10 protein-coding genes are annotated in these 17,168 nt (G+C 64.1%); 8 read left to right on the plus strand and 2 right to left on the minus strand.

The features are described from left to right. The first annotated feature begins 272 nt into the window (after window positions 1-272). The 6 genes from E3T43_RS17905 to E3T43_RS17930 all read left to right on the plus strand — a co-directional run bounded on the left by E3T43_RS17905 (window position 273) and on the right by E3T43_RS17930 (window position 9,749). Window positions 273-812 (plus strand): putative immunity protein, encoded by a 540-nt coding sequence (locus tag E3T43_RS17905; RefSeq protein WP_134473423.1) that lies wholly within the window; start codon window positions 273-275, stop codon window positions 810-812. Window positions 813-1,090: 278 nt separating this feature from the next. Continuing rightward, entirely contained in the window at window positions 1,091-1,723 is a 633-nt protein-coding gene (locus E3T43_RS17910; protein WP_134473424.1) for a recombinase family protein, read from the plus strand. 285 nt (window positions 1,724-2,008) lie between these two features. Beyond that, the gene (locus E3T43_RS18980; RefSeq protein ID WP_174844365.1) at window positions 2,009-2,548 is read left to right on the plus strand and encodes a hypothetical protein; all 540 of its coding nucleotides are present in this window, start codon (window positions 2,009-2,011) and stop codon (window positions 2,546-2,548) included. 173 nt (window positions 2,549-2,721) lie between these two features. Continuing rightward, window positions 2,722-7,566 (plus strand): helicase, encoded by a 4,845-nt coding sequence (locus tag E3T43_RS17920; RefSeq protein WP_174844366.1) that lies wholly within the window; start codon window positions 2,722-2,724, stop codon window positions 7,564-7,566. Window positions 7,567-7,714: 148 nt separating this feature from the next. Beyond that, on the plus strand, window positions 7,715-8,830 hold the full coding sequence (locus E3T43_RS17925; RefSeq protein ID WP_166791381.1) for a type IV toxin-antitoxin system AbiEi family antitoxin domain-containing protein: 1,116 nt from the start codon (window positions 7,715-7,717) through the stop codon (window positions 8,828-8,830). Next, entirely contained in the window at window positions 8,823-9,749 is a 927-nt protein-coding gene (locus E3T43_RS17930) for a nucleotidyl transferase AbiEii/AbiGii toxin family protein (RefSeq protein WP_134473426.1), read from the plus strand. Before E3T43_RS17925 ends, E3T43_RS17930 begins: the two co-directional genes overlap by 8 nt. A 97-nt stretch (window positions 9,750-9,846) precedes the next feature. Here the strand turns inward: E3T43_RS17930 and E3T43_RS17935 are convergent, their stop codons facing one another. Beyond that, the gene (locus tag E3T43_RS17935) at window positions 9,847-10,179 is read right to left on the minus strand and encodes a hypothetical protein (protein ID WP_134473427.1); all 333 of its coding nucleotides are present in this window, start codon (window positions 10,177-10,179) and stop codon (window positions 9,847-9,849) included. Window positions 10,180-10,340: 161 nt separating this feature from the next. On the opposite strand from E3T43_RS17935, the gene mobF reads away from it, so the two are divergent. Both mobF and E3T43_RS17945 read left to right on the plus strand, forming a co-directional pair. Then, on the plus strand, window positions 10,341-14,144 hold the full coding sequence (gene mobF, locus E3T43_RS17940; protein WP_134473428.1) for a MobF family relaxase: 3,804 nt from the start codon (window positions 10,341-10,343) through the stop codon (window positions 14,142-14,144). Window positions 14,145-14,368: 224 nt separating this feature from the next. Further along, window positions 14,369-15,442, plus strand: a complete 1,074-nt coding sequence (locus tag E3T43_RS17945) for a sugar diacid recognition domain-containing protein (protein WP_134473429.1) — start codon at window positions 14,369-14,371, stop codon at window positions 15,440-15,442. 276 nt (window positions 15,443-15,718) lie between these two features. On the opposite strand, the gene E3T43_RS17950 is transcribed toward E3T43_RS17945, so the two are convergent. Continuing rightward, window positions 15,719-16,942, minus strand: a complete 1,224-nt coding sequence (locus tag E3T43_RS17950) for a glycerate kinase (protein ID WP_370450004.1) — start codon at window positions 16,940-16,942, stop codon at window positions 15,719-15,721. Window positions 16,943-17,168: the final 226 nt, after the last annotated feature.

The following is a 17,168-nucleotide window of genomic DNA, read 5'->3' on the forward strand; positions in this document are numbered from 1 at the left end:
GCGTTCCGAGTCTCTCCACGCAGCGCTCGAATGTGTATCGTTGCTTTCTGTCTCGTAATGCATGGGATACAAGACGCTGACCCCGCTCAGGACCGGCGCGGGAAATCAGTTCGATGTGCCAAATAGCGATCACTGAATGCCGCCAGAGAGCGCAAAAAATCACGCACGTCCCAACTGCTGAAGCTCGCGGACGTTGTTGCTGTGGGCTTGGCTGCTCGCAAACGATTAGTTTCGGGCTGAGGATTCATGCAAGCGGACGGGACAATAGGGTCATGGCATCAGCGAGCGACGACTTCAATCTGACGATGAATGAGTTGCGAGCCGTGGTCCGATTCGCCGCCGAGAGTGCGCAGACCGTGCTCGCGGAGTTCGAGGCCGACGCCCCAGACGACACGCGTCCGCGCGAAGCACTCACTGCAGCACTGGCCTTTGCTGAGGGAACACCGCGAACGGACCTCCAACGAACAACCGCCTTTGCTGCTCATCGCGCGGCAAAGAGCGCGCCGACCGAGATTGCACAGTTGGCGGCGCTCGCTTGCGGCGATGCCGCGGCCGCCGCATACCTTCACCCGATCGCGAGGGCGACGCAGGTCGGTCACATACTCCGGGCCGCTTCCTGTGCTGCGCGGGTCGCCGAGCTGAAAGCGGATGGCGATGAGAGTGTGGGCAGGGAAACCATCAGTGCACTCGCAGCGCACGCCATTCTTCCCCTTCCCGATGTGCTTCGCCGGTATCCGGTCGCACCGCGGGGAAGGTCGCGACTGTCACAACTCATGAGCGCACTTGACGCTGCGATCAGGGACCGAAACTAGGAACCGAAACCGATCCTGGCGAAACCACGTTTCAATACGGGCCACGTTTGCAGCATCCTTCGCGATGCCCAACCACTGACGTCTCGAAATCGATTTATGGCCCTACTTTCAGTCGGCGTTAACAGGTACCGCTTGCGGAATGAAAACACCACCCGTGAAAACTTAGGGCGGCGCCATGTGGGGAAGGCTACAGCGGGGGGTTTGCGCCAACGCGAACATTGTATTCTCATTTAGGCGCGCCTATCCGGTACACTCATGCTTATGAGTGAGGATCGCGGATGACTGATTCCGAAGAGCTGCATCCGGGAGTGGTGCTGGTTGGCTACGCCCGCGTGTCCGCGGTGGAGGAGGATTTTCAGGCGCAGGTCAACACGCTGAACCGGTTGGGTGTTGATCCTGCTCGGATCTATATCGATTCGGGCTTCTCGGGCGTGGCCATGACGCGGGATGGCCTAGCACGGGCGTTGGGTGTCTGCCGGGCGGGGGATGCCTTGGTGGTCCCGTCGATTGATCGGCTTGCAAGCAGTGCTCTGGGCGTGGTGGAGATTGTTCGGGATTTGGGGGAGCGGGGCGTCATCCTCAGTATTGACGGTGAGCTGTATGACCCGTTGGATCCGATGTCGACGATGTTCTATCGGATGCTCACGTTGGTGGCTGAGGCCGAGAGTGGGTGGAACAGCCTCCGTACGCGAGAAGCGATGGCTAGGCCTGATGTGCGGCAGAAACTTCGTGGGCGGCGACCGCGCCTCACGCCCGAGCAGGATGCAGCTCTGGCCGAGCATTTCGCTGATCCTGAGGTGAATGTTCCGGAGATCGCGGCCCTGTTCACTATTTCCCGCAGCGGTGTGTACCGTGCGCTGGAACGGCATCGGAAACGCGAGAGTGCGACTTCTGTTGTGGAGCCGACGTGACGTGGGCAGCGGTGGCGTGCTGCCTGGGCGGGGCGCTGGGGCGACCTGTTAACCTCGAATAGACCCATTCGGGGGACAGGGAGTGGCGTATGGCCGGCAGGCGCTCGAGGAAGCATGTTTCGCAGGACCAGGGCGAATTCGATTTGTGGGGACTCGATGAGAGTAGCGCCGCCGCCCAGCTTGACGAGGGGCGAACCGCGAAACCTTCGCTGGTGGAGACTGCCCTTGTTAGCGGCCAGCTGAGTTTTGATGACTTGTGGAGTGAACAACAGGATGGTGGGACCGATGAACAAGTACGGGGCGCAGGCCAGGGATCACTGGGTCAAGGTGGCTCCGAGCCGGTACGCGGAGCTGCCGAATCCGGAGGTGTTTTTCGAGATTCTGGGCGAGCAGGTGCAGGGCCAGGTCGACGACCTGAGCATAACGATCGCGGGACCGGACCTGGCGGGGGAGAGCTATCTGGAGAAGGTGGGCCGACTCACGATGGCCAAGAGGCAGGCGGAGGAGATCGTACTGGCCGACCTGGTGTGGATCACACCGGAGTTCTCGGCGGACGAGGAACGGGAGGAGTGGGCGTCGGTGCAGCCGTCGGTGGAGGTGTTGGCGGATTGGGCATTCCTGATGCAGGACGAGGATCGGGAGTTCAAGTCCGTCGATCCGATCGACCAGCTGGTAGAGGATTGGATGCTTCCGGGGAGCTTCCTGGAGGCTCTGGCGGTGCAGGACAACCCGTACCGGTTTTTGAGCGAGCAGGCGGAGATCCTGACAGAGAGCGCGGACCAGCGGTATCGCCGGTTCCAGCAGACGCAGGCTCAGGAAGAGTAGCCGCACCCAGCTTCACACCGGGCACCCAGGATGATCTGGCCCCGTCCGGAGCAAAGGCGCGTTACGGGGCGAACGTTTCCGCCATCCGACTCTCTCAGCAGCTGCAGGCCGAGGACCGCCCTGCCACGGCCGCCGAGCACCAGGTGCTCGCGCGCTGGTCGAGTTGGGGAGCCGTGCCCGATGTTTTCGACGAGTCGAAGGATAACTGGGCGAGTGAACGCAGCGAACTGAAATCGTTGCTCACGGGTGACGCGTATGCGGAGGCTCGGCGCACGACGATCAATGCCCATTACACCGATCCGGCTTACGTGCGCGAAATTTGGTCGGCTCTGACCGACCTGGGCTTCGAGGGCGGTCAGGTTTTAGAGCCGGGTGTGGGCTCGGGCACGTTTATCGGGTTGGCGCCTTCGGGTGCCCGGATGACCGGTGTGGAATTGGACAGTACGACGGCCGTCATTGCGCGTGGTCTCTACCCGCAGGCAGGGATCCGTGCCGAGTCCTTCGCCGACAGCCGTTTCCCGGCCGGGTATTTCGATGCTGTGGTTGGCAATGTGCCCTTCGCCGATGTTCGCCTCTACGACCCTGCGCACAATGCGGGCGGGCACTCGATCCACAACCACTTCATCATCAAGTCCCTCGCCTTGACCCGACCTGGTGGCCTGGTCGCGGTGCTGACTAGCCACTACACGCTTGACGCTCAGAACCCGTCAGCACGCCGGGAGATGAACCTGATGGCCGACCTTGTCGGTGCCGTGCGGCTGCCGTCCGGCGCGCACCGCCGCGCCGCCGGCACCGATGTTGTGACCGACCTGCTCGTCTTCCGTCGCCGCGAGATCGGCCAGCCCGCGGTGTCGCAGCTGTGGGAAACAGTCACCGCGCGCCGGGTCGACGGGCAGGTGGTGAAGATCAACTCCTACTTCGATCAACGCCCCGAAAACATCCTCGGTGAGGTCCACGTCGGCACGGGGATGTATGGCACCGAGACGTTGCACGTGACGGCCACCGACCTCCAGGCCACACCGGCCGCGCTCCGCACCGCTCTGGCGGGTGTGGTTGCGGATGCCACGGTGGCCGGCCAGCTGATGACCGTTCGCAGCGCCCTGTCGGAGCGGGAACTCTCGACATACCGGCCGGCCGAACCAACTCAGTGGGACGGAACGATCGTCGCTCAGCAAGACGGAACGTTCACCGTCGTGCGTTCCGGAACACACGATCCGTTGCGGGTTCCGAAGAACGCCGTCACAGAGCTTCAAGCGTTGCTGGGTCTTCGCGACGCGGGCACCGCGCTGTTGGCAGCGGAGGCCATCACGGTGGACGACACCCAGGACATCGTGAACGCACGCACGACGCTCCGAAACCGGTATGACGCCTACCAGCAGGCTTATGGTCCCCTTAATCGTTTCGCTCTGCGTCCCACGGGTAGGGATGATCCGGAATCGGGTGCACCGGGTCTGGCCCGCATCACCCCGACGCCCGCACGTCTCTTGCGGCAAGATCCTTTCGGCCCGCTGGTCATGGCGCTGGAGCGATTCGATGAGGAGGCACAGACAGCGTCGCCGGCGGCGATGCTCAATCAGCGCGTCGTTGCCCAGCGCCCCATCACCCAGGGCGCGGAAACACCAGCGGAGGCGATCACGCTTACCTTGGACCGGACCGGCCGTGTCGACCTTGACACCATCGCGCACCTTCTCGGCCAAGACACCGCCGAGGCCCGCGTTGCTCTGGGTGCAATGGTCTACGACGACCCGAAAACCGGCCAATTGATCCACGCACCCGAGTACCTCTCCGGCGACGTACGCGTCAAACTCGACCACGCGCAGGCCGCCGCGCAGACCAATCCGGAGCAGTACACGGTCAACGTGAATGCGTTGGTTGCGGCGTTGCCGGAGAAGCTGACGATGGAGCAGATTCAGGCGCGGCTCGGCGCCGTGTGGGTGGATGCGGACACGCATAAGCAGTTCTTGCAGGAGATCCTGCGCGATCGGAGCCTTCGGGTAGAAAACCCGATGCCGGGCATGTGGGAGGTGCGCGGCAACAGGCAGACCCTCCGTGCTACCAGTGAGTGGGGCACCAAACGGCGCCCCGCAACGGACATCGCCCAGGCGCTGATGGAGCAGCGGCCCCTGATCGTCCGCGACGACATCGACGAGCTGGGTACAAAGAAAAGCGTCGTGAACGCCCTGGAGACCACGGCCGCGCAGGAGAAAGCCGACCAGCTGCAGGAACGGTTCGGCGAGTGGGTCTGGGAAGACCCGGAGCGGGCGGAACGCCTCACCGATGAGTACAACCGCCGCTTCAACTCCATCGCACTGCGCGATTACAGCCACGAGGGCGACTACTTGACGTTGCCCGGGGTGGCGTTGAACTTCGTCCCGCGGTCGCACCAGCGCGCCGCGGTCGCACGGATGCTCTCCGAACCTGCTGTGGGGTTGTTCCACCAGGTCGGCGCGGGCAAGACTGCGGAAATGGTGATGGGCACCATGGAGCTGGGCCGGATGGGCCTGGTCAGCAAACCCGTCGTCGTCGTGCCCAACCATATGCTCGAGCAGTTCGCCCGCGAGTGGCTGCAGATCTACCCGCAGGCACGCATCCTGGCCTCCTCCAGCGATGACCTCGCCGGTGACAAGCGCCGCCTGTTCGTCGCCCGCGCGGCCGCGAACGACTGGGACGCCATCATCATGACGCGCACCGCTTTTCTGCGCATCCCGCTCTCACCCGAGACAGAAGCGGACTACGTCAATCGTGAGGTGTCCGCCGTGCGAACGGTGCTCGAGACCGCGACCGGTGACGACGCGATGACGGTGAAACGCCTCGAGAAAACGTTGATGACGTTGGAAGAGAAGTTCAAGAAAATCATCGATAGGCCCCGCGACGCGGGCATCACCTTCGAGTCCACCGGCATCGACTACGTCGTCGTCGACGAGATGCACGATTATAAGAACCTCGCCACCGTCTCCAACATCCGAGACGCCGCCATCACGGGTGCGGATCGGGCGACGGACCTGCACATGAAGTTGGAGTATCTGCGCTCCCGGCACGGTGACCGGGTCGTGACCGTGGCCACGGCCACGCCCCTGGCCAACAGCATCACCGAGGCGTACGTGATGCAGCGCTACCTGCGCCCCGATCTGCTGGAGAACGCCGGCATCGGCCACTTCGATGCCTGGGCGGCGACGTTCGGGCAGACGGTCACCGAGATGGAGATGGCACCCACCGGCGGCGGCAACTTCCGGCTGAAGACAAGGTTTGCGAAGTTTCAGAACGTGCCCGAGATGCTCCGGATGTGGCACGTCTTCGCTGACGTGAAGACCGCCGAAGATCTCAAACTCCCCACCCCGTTGTTGCGGGAACGCTCCGATGGGCAGCGGGTGCCCGAGAACCTGGTGCTGCAGCCGGGCCCCGAGCTTGAGGCCTACATTGCCGACATCGGCGAGCGTGCTGAGCGGGTGGCGAACAAGTCGGTGCGGCCCGAAGAGGACAACATGCTCAAGATTTCCACGGATGGCCGTAAGGCCGCCCTGGACGTGCGGATGGTCGGCGGCGACCGTCCGAATGGGCCGACGAAGATCGATGCTGTCGCGCACCAGGTGCTGCGCATCTGGAATGAGACGAAAGACCTCTCCTACCTCGATGACGTGACGAAGGAGCCGTCGCCTACTCCGGGCGCGTTGCAGCTGGTGTTCAGTGACCTGGGCACGCCGAAACCCGACCGGTGGAATGCGTATGACGAGCTGCGACTGAAGTTGGTCGATGGTGGGATGCCGGCCGAGGCCATCCGTTATATTCACGAGGCAAAAACCGATCCCGACAAGGCGCGGCTGTTCGCGGCGGCGCGAGCCGGCCATGTGGCGGTTTTGGTCGGGTCGACGGCGAAGATGGGCGTCGGAACGAACGTGCAGGCGCGCGCGATTGCGCTGCACCATATGGACTGCCCGTGGCGGCCGGCCGACATTGAACAGCGCGACGGACGCATCGTGCGGCAGGGCAACCAGAATGCCGAGGTCGGGCTGTACCGGTACGTCGTCGAGCGCAGTTTCGACAGCTACATGTGGCAGACCGTGGAACGGAAGGCGAAGTTCATCTCCCAGATCATGCGCGGCCGGCTCGACATGCGCGAGATCGAGGACATCGGCGATGTCGCCCTCGGCGCCGCGGAGACAAAGGCCCTGTCGTCGGGGAACCCGCTTCTGATGGAACAGTCCGTCGCGAACAATGACGTGTCGAGGCTGCAGCGCCTCGAGCGGGCCTGGCAGCGCAACCAGACCAACCTGATCAGCATGCGCGTAAACGCGAGCAGTCAGGTCGAGGCGCTGGATCGCGACATCGATCTGCTGACGGCCGCGCTTCCCCGCGTCGTGGACACGAGCGACGACCTGTTCCAGATGACGGTGGCCGGCCGAAAGTATGGCAAACGCGCTGATGCTGGAATCGCGATCGGGGAATGGGCGGCCCGGAACGGCGTGCGGTATCTACCCACGAACGCCGATCGGACACTGGGGGAGTTAGGCCAGGTTGGCGGATTCCCGATCGACGTGGCCTCACGCACGTCGCTGGGCCAGGTACACATCGTGGCGGAGCTGCGCGGGGTGCCGGGGGCGAGCGTGACGGTGCCGAGGAACCAGTTCGCCGAAGCGGGGGTGGGTCTCGTGCGGCAGCTCGAGAACCGAGCCGCGTCGTTGCCCAAACTGATCACAGAGACCCAGCAGAAACGCGTCGACGCCGAGACGACAATCACCGAGGTGGATGCGCGCATCGACGATCCGTTCAAGCACAGCGGTGACCTGCAAGAGGCGCAGGAGCGGCAGGCCCGAGTGGCGGCAGGCCTCGCGGCCATGGCCACCGAGCAGAAGCCGGCTGCTGAGACGACGGATGCGCAGGGTGCCCACGGTGCCGCCGTGGGTGCGCGCGATCGGGTCAAGGAGCTCGCCGCGCGCGCCCGTGCAAGAGCCGACGAGCATCACGGCGATGTGGATCCGGCGCCGAGCGTCAGGTCAATATCGCACCGGCCACGGGTGTAGCGATCTGTCTCTCCGTGAGTTGTTCCCGTTGCACGCTGAGGGCCTGCGTGTTTGAGACTTCACCGTACCGACAGTGTGGGTCGGTCATTTCCGCACGGCACAGGTGCAAGATTGCTTGAAAAGGATATCCAGACTATACTTTTCAAGTATGAGTATGGTTGTTGAGCCGATTCTTGAGGATCTAGCTTCCGGGCAGTGGGGCCTCTTCACGGCGGCTCAAGCTCGGATTCGGCTTGTGAGCCGCGCCAATCTGTCGCATCGGGAACGAGAGGGGCGTCTCGTGCGTCTCGCGCACGGCGTGTACCGGCTGGGCGGGGTGCCGGTGGCACCCCTGGATGAGCTTCGGGCGGCATGGATGTCGACGGTGCCGGAGAAGCTGGCCTGGGAGCGGGTCGACGCTCCGGAGGTCGTCGTTGGCGGCGCAGCGGCGGCGCTCGTGCACGGGTGTGGCGATATTGCACCGGCACCGTACCGACTGATTTCTCGCGACCGGCGGCAAACTCAACGGCCGGACATTGGGTACTGGCAGCGCGTGCTGGATCCAGAGGATGTTGTCGTTGTGGGGGGACTTCCGGTGACGAGCATCGAGCGCACCGTCGCTGATCTCGTCGATGACGTCGGGGATCTCTCCCTAGTTGGTGACGTGCTCGCCGACGCGACGCGGGGGGATCGTGTCGTTGACCTGCAGCGCCTGGCCGGGCTGCTGGCACCATACGCAGCACGGTACGGGCATGCTCGAGGGGATGGGTCGGCACTGGTCGAGCAGCTCCGTCGGAGTGCGGGCATTGACGATGTTGCTGTTGCTCGGGCACTAGTGCAGCGTCCCGCGGTGGGCGCTGCCCTTGCCAACGTCATAAGCCAAGAAGTTGCTGGACAGCTTCGGGTCATCGCCGAGCAAGCTCAATTCCAGCTGGGCGGGTATGCGCAGCTGGGCGACCAGATGAGGCTGATGCTCGCGCCCATCCAGGAGCAGAGTCATCTCATTTCCGAGATGGCGGACGCGGTGCTGGAGCCCGTCCTTCGACAGTATCGAGAGCAGATGAATCAGATAGCGACGACCATCGCATCGCAGCTACCAACCATCACGGTGCAAAGGCCCACAATGCCAGTCATGAATTTCCCCGCGGATACCTGGAAACTGTCGTTCGCGTCACCTGCCGTACCCGCAGCTACGCAACCCCGCGGTCTTGGGCGCGAGATTCCCGACATGGACACGATGAGCGACCACGAACGATCCAGTGAAGCAGGAGAAGCTGATGAGTAACGACCAGCCGTACCCGAATGGGCGAGCAGTGCTCTCCGCCATTAAAGAGAAGGCGGTCGCAGCGCATCGCAGCGGACTGGGAACATCCGTTCAGAGCCTCATCGAACTGGCAATTTTCGACCGCTTTCTCTGCCGGGTGTTCTCCGCCCCGGACTGCCCGTTTGCTCTAAAAGGGGGCACAAACATGCTTGCACGGCTTCCGGGAGCTCGGCGGACAACGGACGTTGATCTGGAGACGCCGGAGATGACTATTGACGAGGCCATCACCCAACTTCGCGCGGCGGTCAGCGTCGACCTGGGGGATCATCTGGAGTTTCGATATCTCCGCCATCGTGACACCGGCGGGCGTAATCAGCCCGAATTGCAGGCCGCCGCAGTCGCCTTCAGCGTCACAGTGCGTGGCGCCGGAACTCAGAACCCCATCAACGTCGACCTGGCTATTCACAAACGCACGCCTGCGGCCCCGCTGGAGAAGATCACCCCGGCGTTCCGGCTCGATATGTCTCGCCTCGGCCCCGTAGTGGACTATCAAGCAATCGCTGTGGAGGACCAGATCGCTGACAAAGTCTGCGCCACCCTCTCGATGTTCGGCGGTCAGTCCTCGACCCGATCGAAAGATCTCGTGGATCTGGCTATCCTCGCCCGAACTATGCCCATCAGCGCCAAGCAACTTCGCGTCAGCGTTCATACTGAAGCGCTGCACCGGCACCTGCCAACATTTACGTCGATCGTGGTGCCGCGATCGATGACTGATGGGTATAGCAAAGTCGCCCGAACAGTCCCTCTTCTTATCGACCTTCTGAACCCCGACGACGCAATTTCTGTTGTGAACGCGATGCTGCAGCCCGCCCTCAGCGGGGACCTCAGGGAAGGGCAATGGGATCCCACGCACCAGCAGTGGGTCGGCGTTACAGAGTAATTCAGTAACAGGCGTACAGCCGGTAATCGCACCAAAGTGCAGCCCTGGTGCCGAGTGCGGAGCTTTTTGGGCAGCCCGTGAGTTCGGACCTTGGAGTTCAGTCAGCGTCAGGAACGGAACTTACCGCCGGCACGGGAGCGACAAGCCCCCGCAATCGCTTGAGCTCCTTGGGGGCCAGCGCAACCAGATCCGCGATTCGCGTCGCCGTCTCACCCAGCTCGAAAAGGCTCGTCACCCGGGCACCCATGGTGATCTCCAGAGTGGCCAGTTGCGCGATCAGAGCGTCGCGCTCATCACCGGCGGTGAAGAACTCCGCGAGCGTGGCTTCGATCTTGTCGTCACGCTCCGCGCGCACCTGATCAACCCGAGTGCGGGCAAGGCGCGCTCGCTCACGAGCGTCAATCTTCTTGCCAGTCTGTCCAATTGCCATACCAAACACTCCCATCGAACGTCACGTAGATCAAACTTTTCACAGATATCACCAGCTCCAAAACGACACGCCACAACCAAGGCAAGTAGACACACCTCTTGCACTAATAGTGTCTGGAAAGGATTCAGGCATTAACCTGTCTGAAAGGAGGTGGTTTCGCCATGATGACCGTGCATGTCCTTCACGCCGGTGATGGCTACACCTACCTGACCCGCCAGGTCGCGGCGGGGGACCATTCCGTGCGCCGCGGTGAGGATCTCACCGAGTATTACACCGCCGAGGGCAACCCGGTCGGGCAATGGCTCGGGTCGGGTTTGGCCAACCTCGGCGTCTCCGGCGCGGTCTCCGAAGAGCAGATGCAGGCCTTGTTCGGCGACGGACTGCACCCCGATGCGGAGGTCGCCATTCGGGCCGCCGTCGCCGGGGGAGCGACCCCGGAAGACGCCGTGCAGGCATCCCGGCTGGGCCGCCGGTTCCCGCGCATCCAAGCGATAGCGGACGGCTGGGATGACGCCGTCGCCGACGCGTACACCGAGTTCACGGCCACGAACGGGCGCAGCCCCGAACCCGGCGTCGAGCGGGATCTGATCCGCTGGAACATCGCTGCCGACCGGGTAGCAGCCACGGTGAAGCGGGCGGCAACGGATGCGGAAGTGGCCACGCATCTCTCACAAATGGGCAAGGCGCCCAGGCAGCCCGTCGCCGGATACGACCTGGTGTTCACGCCGGTGAAAAGCGTGTCTGTGCTCTGGGCGCTCGGCGATCTGGACACCTCGGAGCAGGTGCGCGAGGCCCACAACGCCGCCTGGCAGGCCACCGTTTCCTGGCTCGAAACCGAAGCCGGCGTTACGCGCGTTGGTGCCGGCGGGGTCGCGCAGGTCGACACGCACGGGTTCGTTGCCACCGCGTTCGAACACCGCGATTCCCGCACCGGCGACCCCAACCTTCACACCCATGTTGCTGTGTCGACGAAGGTGCAGGGCCTCGATGGGAAGTGGCGTTCGCTGGATGGACGGGTGCTGCACGCGCTCGGCGTTGCGGCATCCGAACGCTACAACACCCTCGTCGAGCAGGAGGTCCGGAACCGCCTCGGCGTGACGTTCGTGGATGAGACGCGGGGGCGGAACAAGCGCAGCGTGCGGGAGATCGCCGGCATCAGCCGGGAGCTGCGGGAATCGTTCTCCTCCCGGCGTGCGGCCATTGAAGATGCCTACGAAACCCTGGTGCAGGAGTACGTGGCCAAGCATGGCCGCACTCCGCCGAAGTCGGTGCAGTTGAGCCTCGCGCAGCGGGCAACTCTCGAAACCCGCGAGGGCAAGAGTGCTGCGAAGAGCCTGACGCGGCAGCGCGCGGAGTGGCGGCTGGCCGCGGTCAGGATCATCGGCGAGGTCGCCGTAGACACGATCGGAACTACGGTCCGGCAACGACAGCAGCTGTCGGCGCAGGACCAGACCCTTGCAGCGTTGAGTATTGACGAGCTCGCCGATCGGGTGCTACACACGGTCGAAGACAGCCGGGCAACCTGGCGGCGGTCGCATGTTGCAGCGGAGGCGCAACGCATCGCCCGGACCTTCGCGAACGTGAGCCCTGGCGTCGACGCGCAGCAGATTGCAGAGGGTGTCGTGCAGGCCGTTATGGCGCGCGTGATTGCCGTCACCGCGCCGACACTTAACCCGGTCCCCGAGGCTTTGCAGCGCCAAGACGGCGAGTCCGTTTACCGTGTGCACGGGACGGAACGGTTCACCTCGGAGCGGATCCTCGCGATTGAGGACAGCCTTATCGACGCGGCCCGCACCGTCGCTGGCTTCGCCGTCGAGCCGGCCATCTTCGCCACCACGGTGGAGACCCTGAACGCCGCGAGCTCGTACCCGTTGGATGCTTCGCAGGTGGAGCTGGCCCGCCGTTTCGCATCCGGTGGTCGTCTCCTCGAGGTCGGGATCGGACCGGCCGGAACTGGCAAGACCACGGCGATGCGCGCGTTCGCGCGTGCCGTGGAAGCGGGCGGCGGCCGGGTCCTGGCGTTGGCTCCGACGGCGGCTGCGTCGACGGTGCTGGCCGAGGAGATCAAGGTGGAGGCTGAGACGGCGCACAAGCTCGTCGACGTGCACCGCAATGGGTCGCTGGAGCAGCAGGAATCGGACCAGTACCGCATCGACGGCAGCACGGTGCTTCTCATCGATGAAGCCGGTATGGCCTCGACCCCGTTGCTGGCCGACGTGCTGGAGCTCGCCCAGCAGCACGGGGCCACGATCCGCCTCTTGGGGGACCCGGCGCAGCTGGCCGCGGTCGAATCCGGGGGAGCCCTGCGCCTGATCGAGCAGCGCGTGGGCGCCAGCTACCTCGACCGGGTGCACCGCTTCATCGACGCCGACGAAGCGGCCGCGTCCCTCCTGCTGCGTGATGGCGCGAGCGGATCGCTGGACTTCTATGTCACGGCGGATCGCACGCGGGGCGGCATCCGTCAGAGCATGCTGGAAGAGATCTACGTGGCATGGGCGGCCGATCGCGCAGACCACCGACACTCGATCATGGTCGCGGGAACCAACGAAGAGGTCGCCGCGCTGAACGCGCGTGCTCGCCTGGACCTGATCGGCCAGGGTGCTGTCGGAAAGAGCGGGGCGTTGCTGCACGACGGGAACAGGGCCGGTGTGAATGATGTGATCGTGACGCGGCAGAACGATCGGAAGCTGCGCTCCAACCAGGGCAAGGACTTCGTCGCGAACGGTGACCTCTGGATGATCCTGGGCGACGAGGGCGGCGACCTGAAGGTGAAGAGCCTCCGGCACGGGGGAGTGCTGACCCTGCCGGCCGAATACGTGGCCACGCACGTTGAGCTCGGCTACGCAGCCACGATCAACCGGGTGCAGGGCATGACCGTAGACACCTCCCATATTCTTGTGGACCCGCAGTCCACGTCACGCGAGCAGCTGTACGTGGCGACCACCCGCGGCCGCGAATCCAACCGGATGTATGCGGTCGTGGAAGAGACCCTCGAAGTGGATGCGCACGCTCCCGATCACCTGCGCACCTCGATCATCGATGCGCTTACCGCGGTGCTCGCGCGCGAGGGCGCTGAGCGTTCTGCGACCGAGGAGATCCAACGCGAACAGGATGCCGCGGCGAGCCTCTCAACATTGCTGCCAGCCTACGAGGATGCCCTCGCACGGGTCTACGACCCGGACCAGATCGGGCGGATGGAAGCGATCGTTCGCGATGTGCTCGACGCGGGCATCGCCGATCGGGTCGTCAACGACGAGGCGTGGGCGCATCTCGCGAGTCGGTTGGCTGCGCACGAGGCGCGGGGTGCCGACGTGCGCGCGCAGCTGGCTGCGGCCGTACGGGCCGAGGATACCGGACCCGACTCGACAGTGGAGTCGTTCGCGAAGATTTACCATCACCGCATCGCAGCACCCGCGGCTACAACCGGTGACAGTGCGCTGCCGACCTGGGTCACTCCGCCGCCTGTTGAAGCTCTCGGGGACAACCGGGCAGTCCGCGATTGGCTGCATGCCCAGGCCGGCCTCATCCGAGACCGAACGGCAGCGCTCGTCGACGCCGCGGCCGCGACGCCTGAACCGTGGCGCTCGGCCCTCCGGTCCCAGCCCGATGATGCCTCCCTGCAGAGAGCGTGGAGGCGCGACCTCGGCAATGTGCTCGCTTTCCGAGACCTCAACCAGATTACGGATTCTGAGTCGCCGTTCGGTGAAGCCCGTCCCGATGACGATGCGTACACGGCGGCAGTCGCATCTCTCGAGCGGCTTCGCGTGATTGAAGACCACACGGCGATTGAGGCGAGACGTCGAACAGTAGAGCTGCGGCAGCGCCTGTCCGGTGCGAGAACAGCGGCGGGGAACGTCGGTGTCGCCGAACGCGTCCGGCGACTGCGCGGGCACGACCTTGACCCCGATCCCGAGCATCAACATGACATTCAGGCGGCCCCTGTAGGTTCCCGACCCAAGGTTTAGGCCTGTCGCGGGCGAGTTCTGGAGAGGCCGTCTACGGCGGAGTTGGAGAGCAGCTATGGTCTGCTGCGATCCTGAGATGCACTCTTCCCGCTGTGGAGGAAGCTCTGGACACGTCCGACTGGGGCGTACCCCAACTTGACGCCAGAGATCAGTGCGCGCTTTGAACGAATTCCTGCTCCCCAGTGTGCTATTTATCGGCGGGCGGTTCGCCATAGACTCCAGGCATGGCGATTCCCCTTTCGGCAGCGCTCGCGCAACGGATCATCGACCTCGTCTCGCCGGGCATTCCGTACAACGTCAACATCATGGACGCTACCGGGCTAATCATCGCGGCCGTCAATCCTGAGCGTGTCGGCACCATGCACCGAGGAGCCCGGGTGGTGCTGGAAAGCGGCAAGGCATACCGCGCGCGGGCCGCCGATCCCGCCGCAGGCATTCAGCCCGGAGTCAATCTGCCGTTTCGGAGCGGCAACCGGGTCGTCGGCGTCGTTGGCGTTACGGGCGATCCCGCCGAAGTCGAGAGCGTCGCGCGCGTGCTTCGAGTTACCGTTGAACTGACTGTCGCGCTCGAAGCAGACCAGAGCGCATCAGAAATTCACCGGTCACGAGACCGTGACTTCCTCTCGCGACTCGTTCACGACACGGATGCTGTGGCAGCCGGCTTTCTCGACCGCGGACTGGCACAACTGCCAAGGCCATGGCGGCTTACAGCATTTGTCGCGCGCGCGAAAGGGGCCCAAGGTTCATGGCCCGTCAACGTGTTGCGGCAAATCGAAGCCGAGTTTCCCAAAACCATGCGCCGCTGGGGCATCTTCGAGGGGGCACTCTGGGTACTCGGACCTGAGCCCCGATTTCTGGATGCAACAGAAAGGCAGCAGTTCGTCTCCGTGGTTACACCACCAGCCGCCAGCTCGTCCGACTTAGCTATAACGACACGGGTCCTCGTCGTCATCGCCCGGCACCCACACTTGCTGTCGGTGGACCAGTTTTATTGGAGCACCGACGACCTCACCGCCGAAGTTCTCGTCGCTACAGCGCCATCGAACATCATCGAGACGCTCGCTTACCCGCTTCGGCATGTCAAGAGCAAACAGCGCGAACTCCTAGCCGCGTACCTCGCAACAGGCGGAAACATGAGCGACATCGCCCTCAGACTGGGTGTGCATCGCAATTCGGTCGCGCGCGGGCTGGGTACTCTGCGCGACCTCACCGGACTGGATGTGCGCTCCAGTCGGGGACAACTCGGGCTAGGCATAGCGCTGGCTGCCGAACGGCGGGGTGTGCAACCCGGGAGCTGAGCCTATGGCTGAGCTCCCGCGCTGGTGTAGCGATGAGCAGAACGCGTGCGGCAGTCCTCGACCTGACTTTGATAAGAGTTTTCATAGGTCGGCCCCGATCGATACCGACTTACCTTGGCAAGCCCGCGAGGAACACGACGGTCCAGCCCACTGCGACACCGGGATCACCGCCAACGAAGGCCTATGGGTTCGGGGCGGCTTGGCAGGATGAGGACGACACACCCAAGCCATTCGAGCGAGACCGCGGCAATCGCCACGTCGCGAGGACAGGAGGACTTACCGCTGTCCTCCAGCGGCCGCGGGTGGACCGGCTACCGGCAACGTGGGCCCGGTAACCGTGGCAACCGCTCGCCCACTTGCCCCGTAGCTCGACAGGCCCGTCATGGCAGAGACGACGTGCGCTGTCACCTCCGAGACGCGTTCAGCAGCTGCCTCCACCAGTGACTCCAGAGTAGCCGGGCCGGGTGCGAGCGAGAATGCAGCGGTGATCCCTGCCGCGCGCACCTCCTGAGCAGACAGGGCCACCCGGCCTGCGATCACCACAATAGGAACACCTTTAGGAGCCGCCTTCAGCACCATACCCACCACCTTGCCGTTTAGGGACTGGCGGTCGAACGCGCCCTCACCTGTCAGCACGATGTCGGCATCCGCAAGCCTGCTGTTGAGATGAACGGCGTCCGCGACGAGCTGTGATCCCGGGACCAGTTCAGCTTTGAGCAATGCTTTCGCAGCCAGTGGGAGACCTCCCGCTGCACCGAACCCCGGTGAGTTCATCTCGGCTACGTGGCCCTCGGTGACTTTGTCCAACATCTGTGCGAATGCAGCGAGACCCCGATCAAGCACGGCGATGTCCGCGCGTGATGCGCCCTTCTGGGGCCCGAAAACGGCGGCCGTGCCGCGATCGCCATTGAGGGGATTATCGACATCGACGGCGATCCGCCAAGAGACTTCACGTGCGCGAGAATGTAGTCCAGACAGATCGATCTGACGAATACTACTGAGGCCACCGCCACCAGAATCCACCTCGTTCTCGGCAGCATCGAGGAACCTCGCGCCGAGGCCACGCAAAAGCCCAGTGCCTCCATCGGTGGAGGCGGAACCGCCGACGCAGAGGAGGATCTGCGCCACTCCAAGATCGAGTGCGCGGCGGGCGATGATGCCAACTCCATAGCTGTCGGCGCGCAGCGGCTGCAGCGGTGCATCCATCACCGCCGGCAGGCCATTGGCCTCTGCAGCCTCGATGATCGCCGTCGCACGATCGGCGCTGAGCCCAAACCTTGCCGTCTTGGGCCGCCCGATCGCGTCCACGGTCTCGACAAATTCCAAATGTCCCTGCCAGTTGCGCAGAAGAGCGTCCAGTGTGCCCTCGCCACCGTCAGCGAGTGGCGCGCTCACGATGCGGACGGCATCGCCGAGGGCGAGTCGTACCCCCTTCGCCATGGCGGCGACGACGTCCGCGGCGGCCAGGCTGCCCTTAAAAGAGTCCGGGGCGAGGACCACCGTCGGAGAGAGAGAATACATGCCTTCAGCCTAGGTATTGAGCTCGAAGTCGACCAGGACAGACTGCACCACCAGGCATCACGAAGAGATGTCGAAGTGGTGCAAATTGCTCGCTCTACGGAGCACGTTTCTCCCGGAAGCCCCCAATTCCGTGGACTTTTCCCCTCGAGCATCGGATCCACCGCAGTGGCCAGAGTTGACTCGATCAGGGTGCCTGCATAGTGTT

Origin of the sequence: Cryobacterium sp. Hh7 (genome assembly GCF_004403155.1) — a bacterium.
Classification (GTDB): domain Bacteria; phylum Actinomycetota; class Actinomycetes; order Actinomycetales; family Microbacteriaceae; genus Cryobacterium; species Cryobacterium levicorallinum.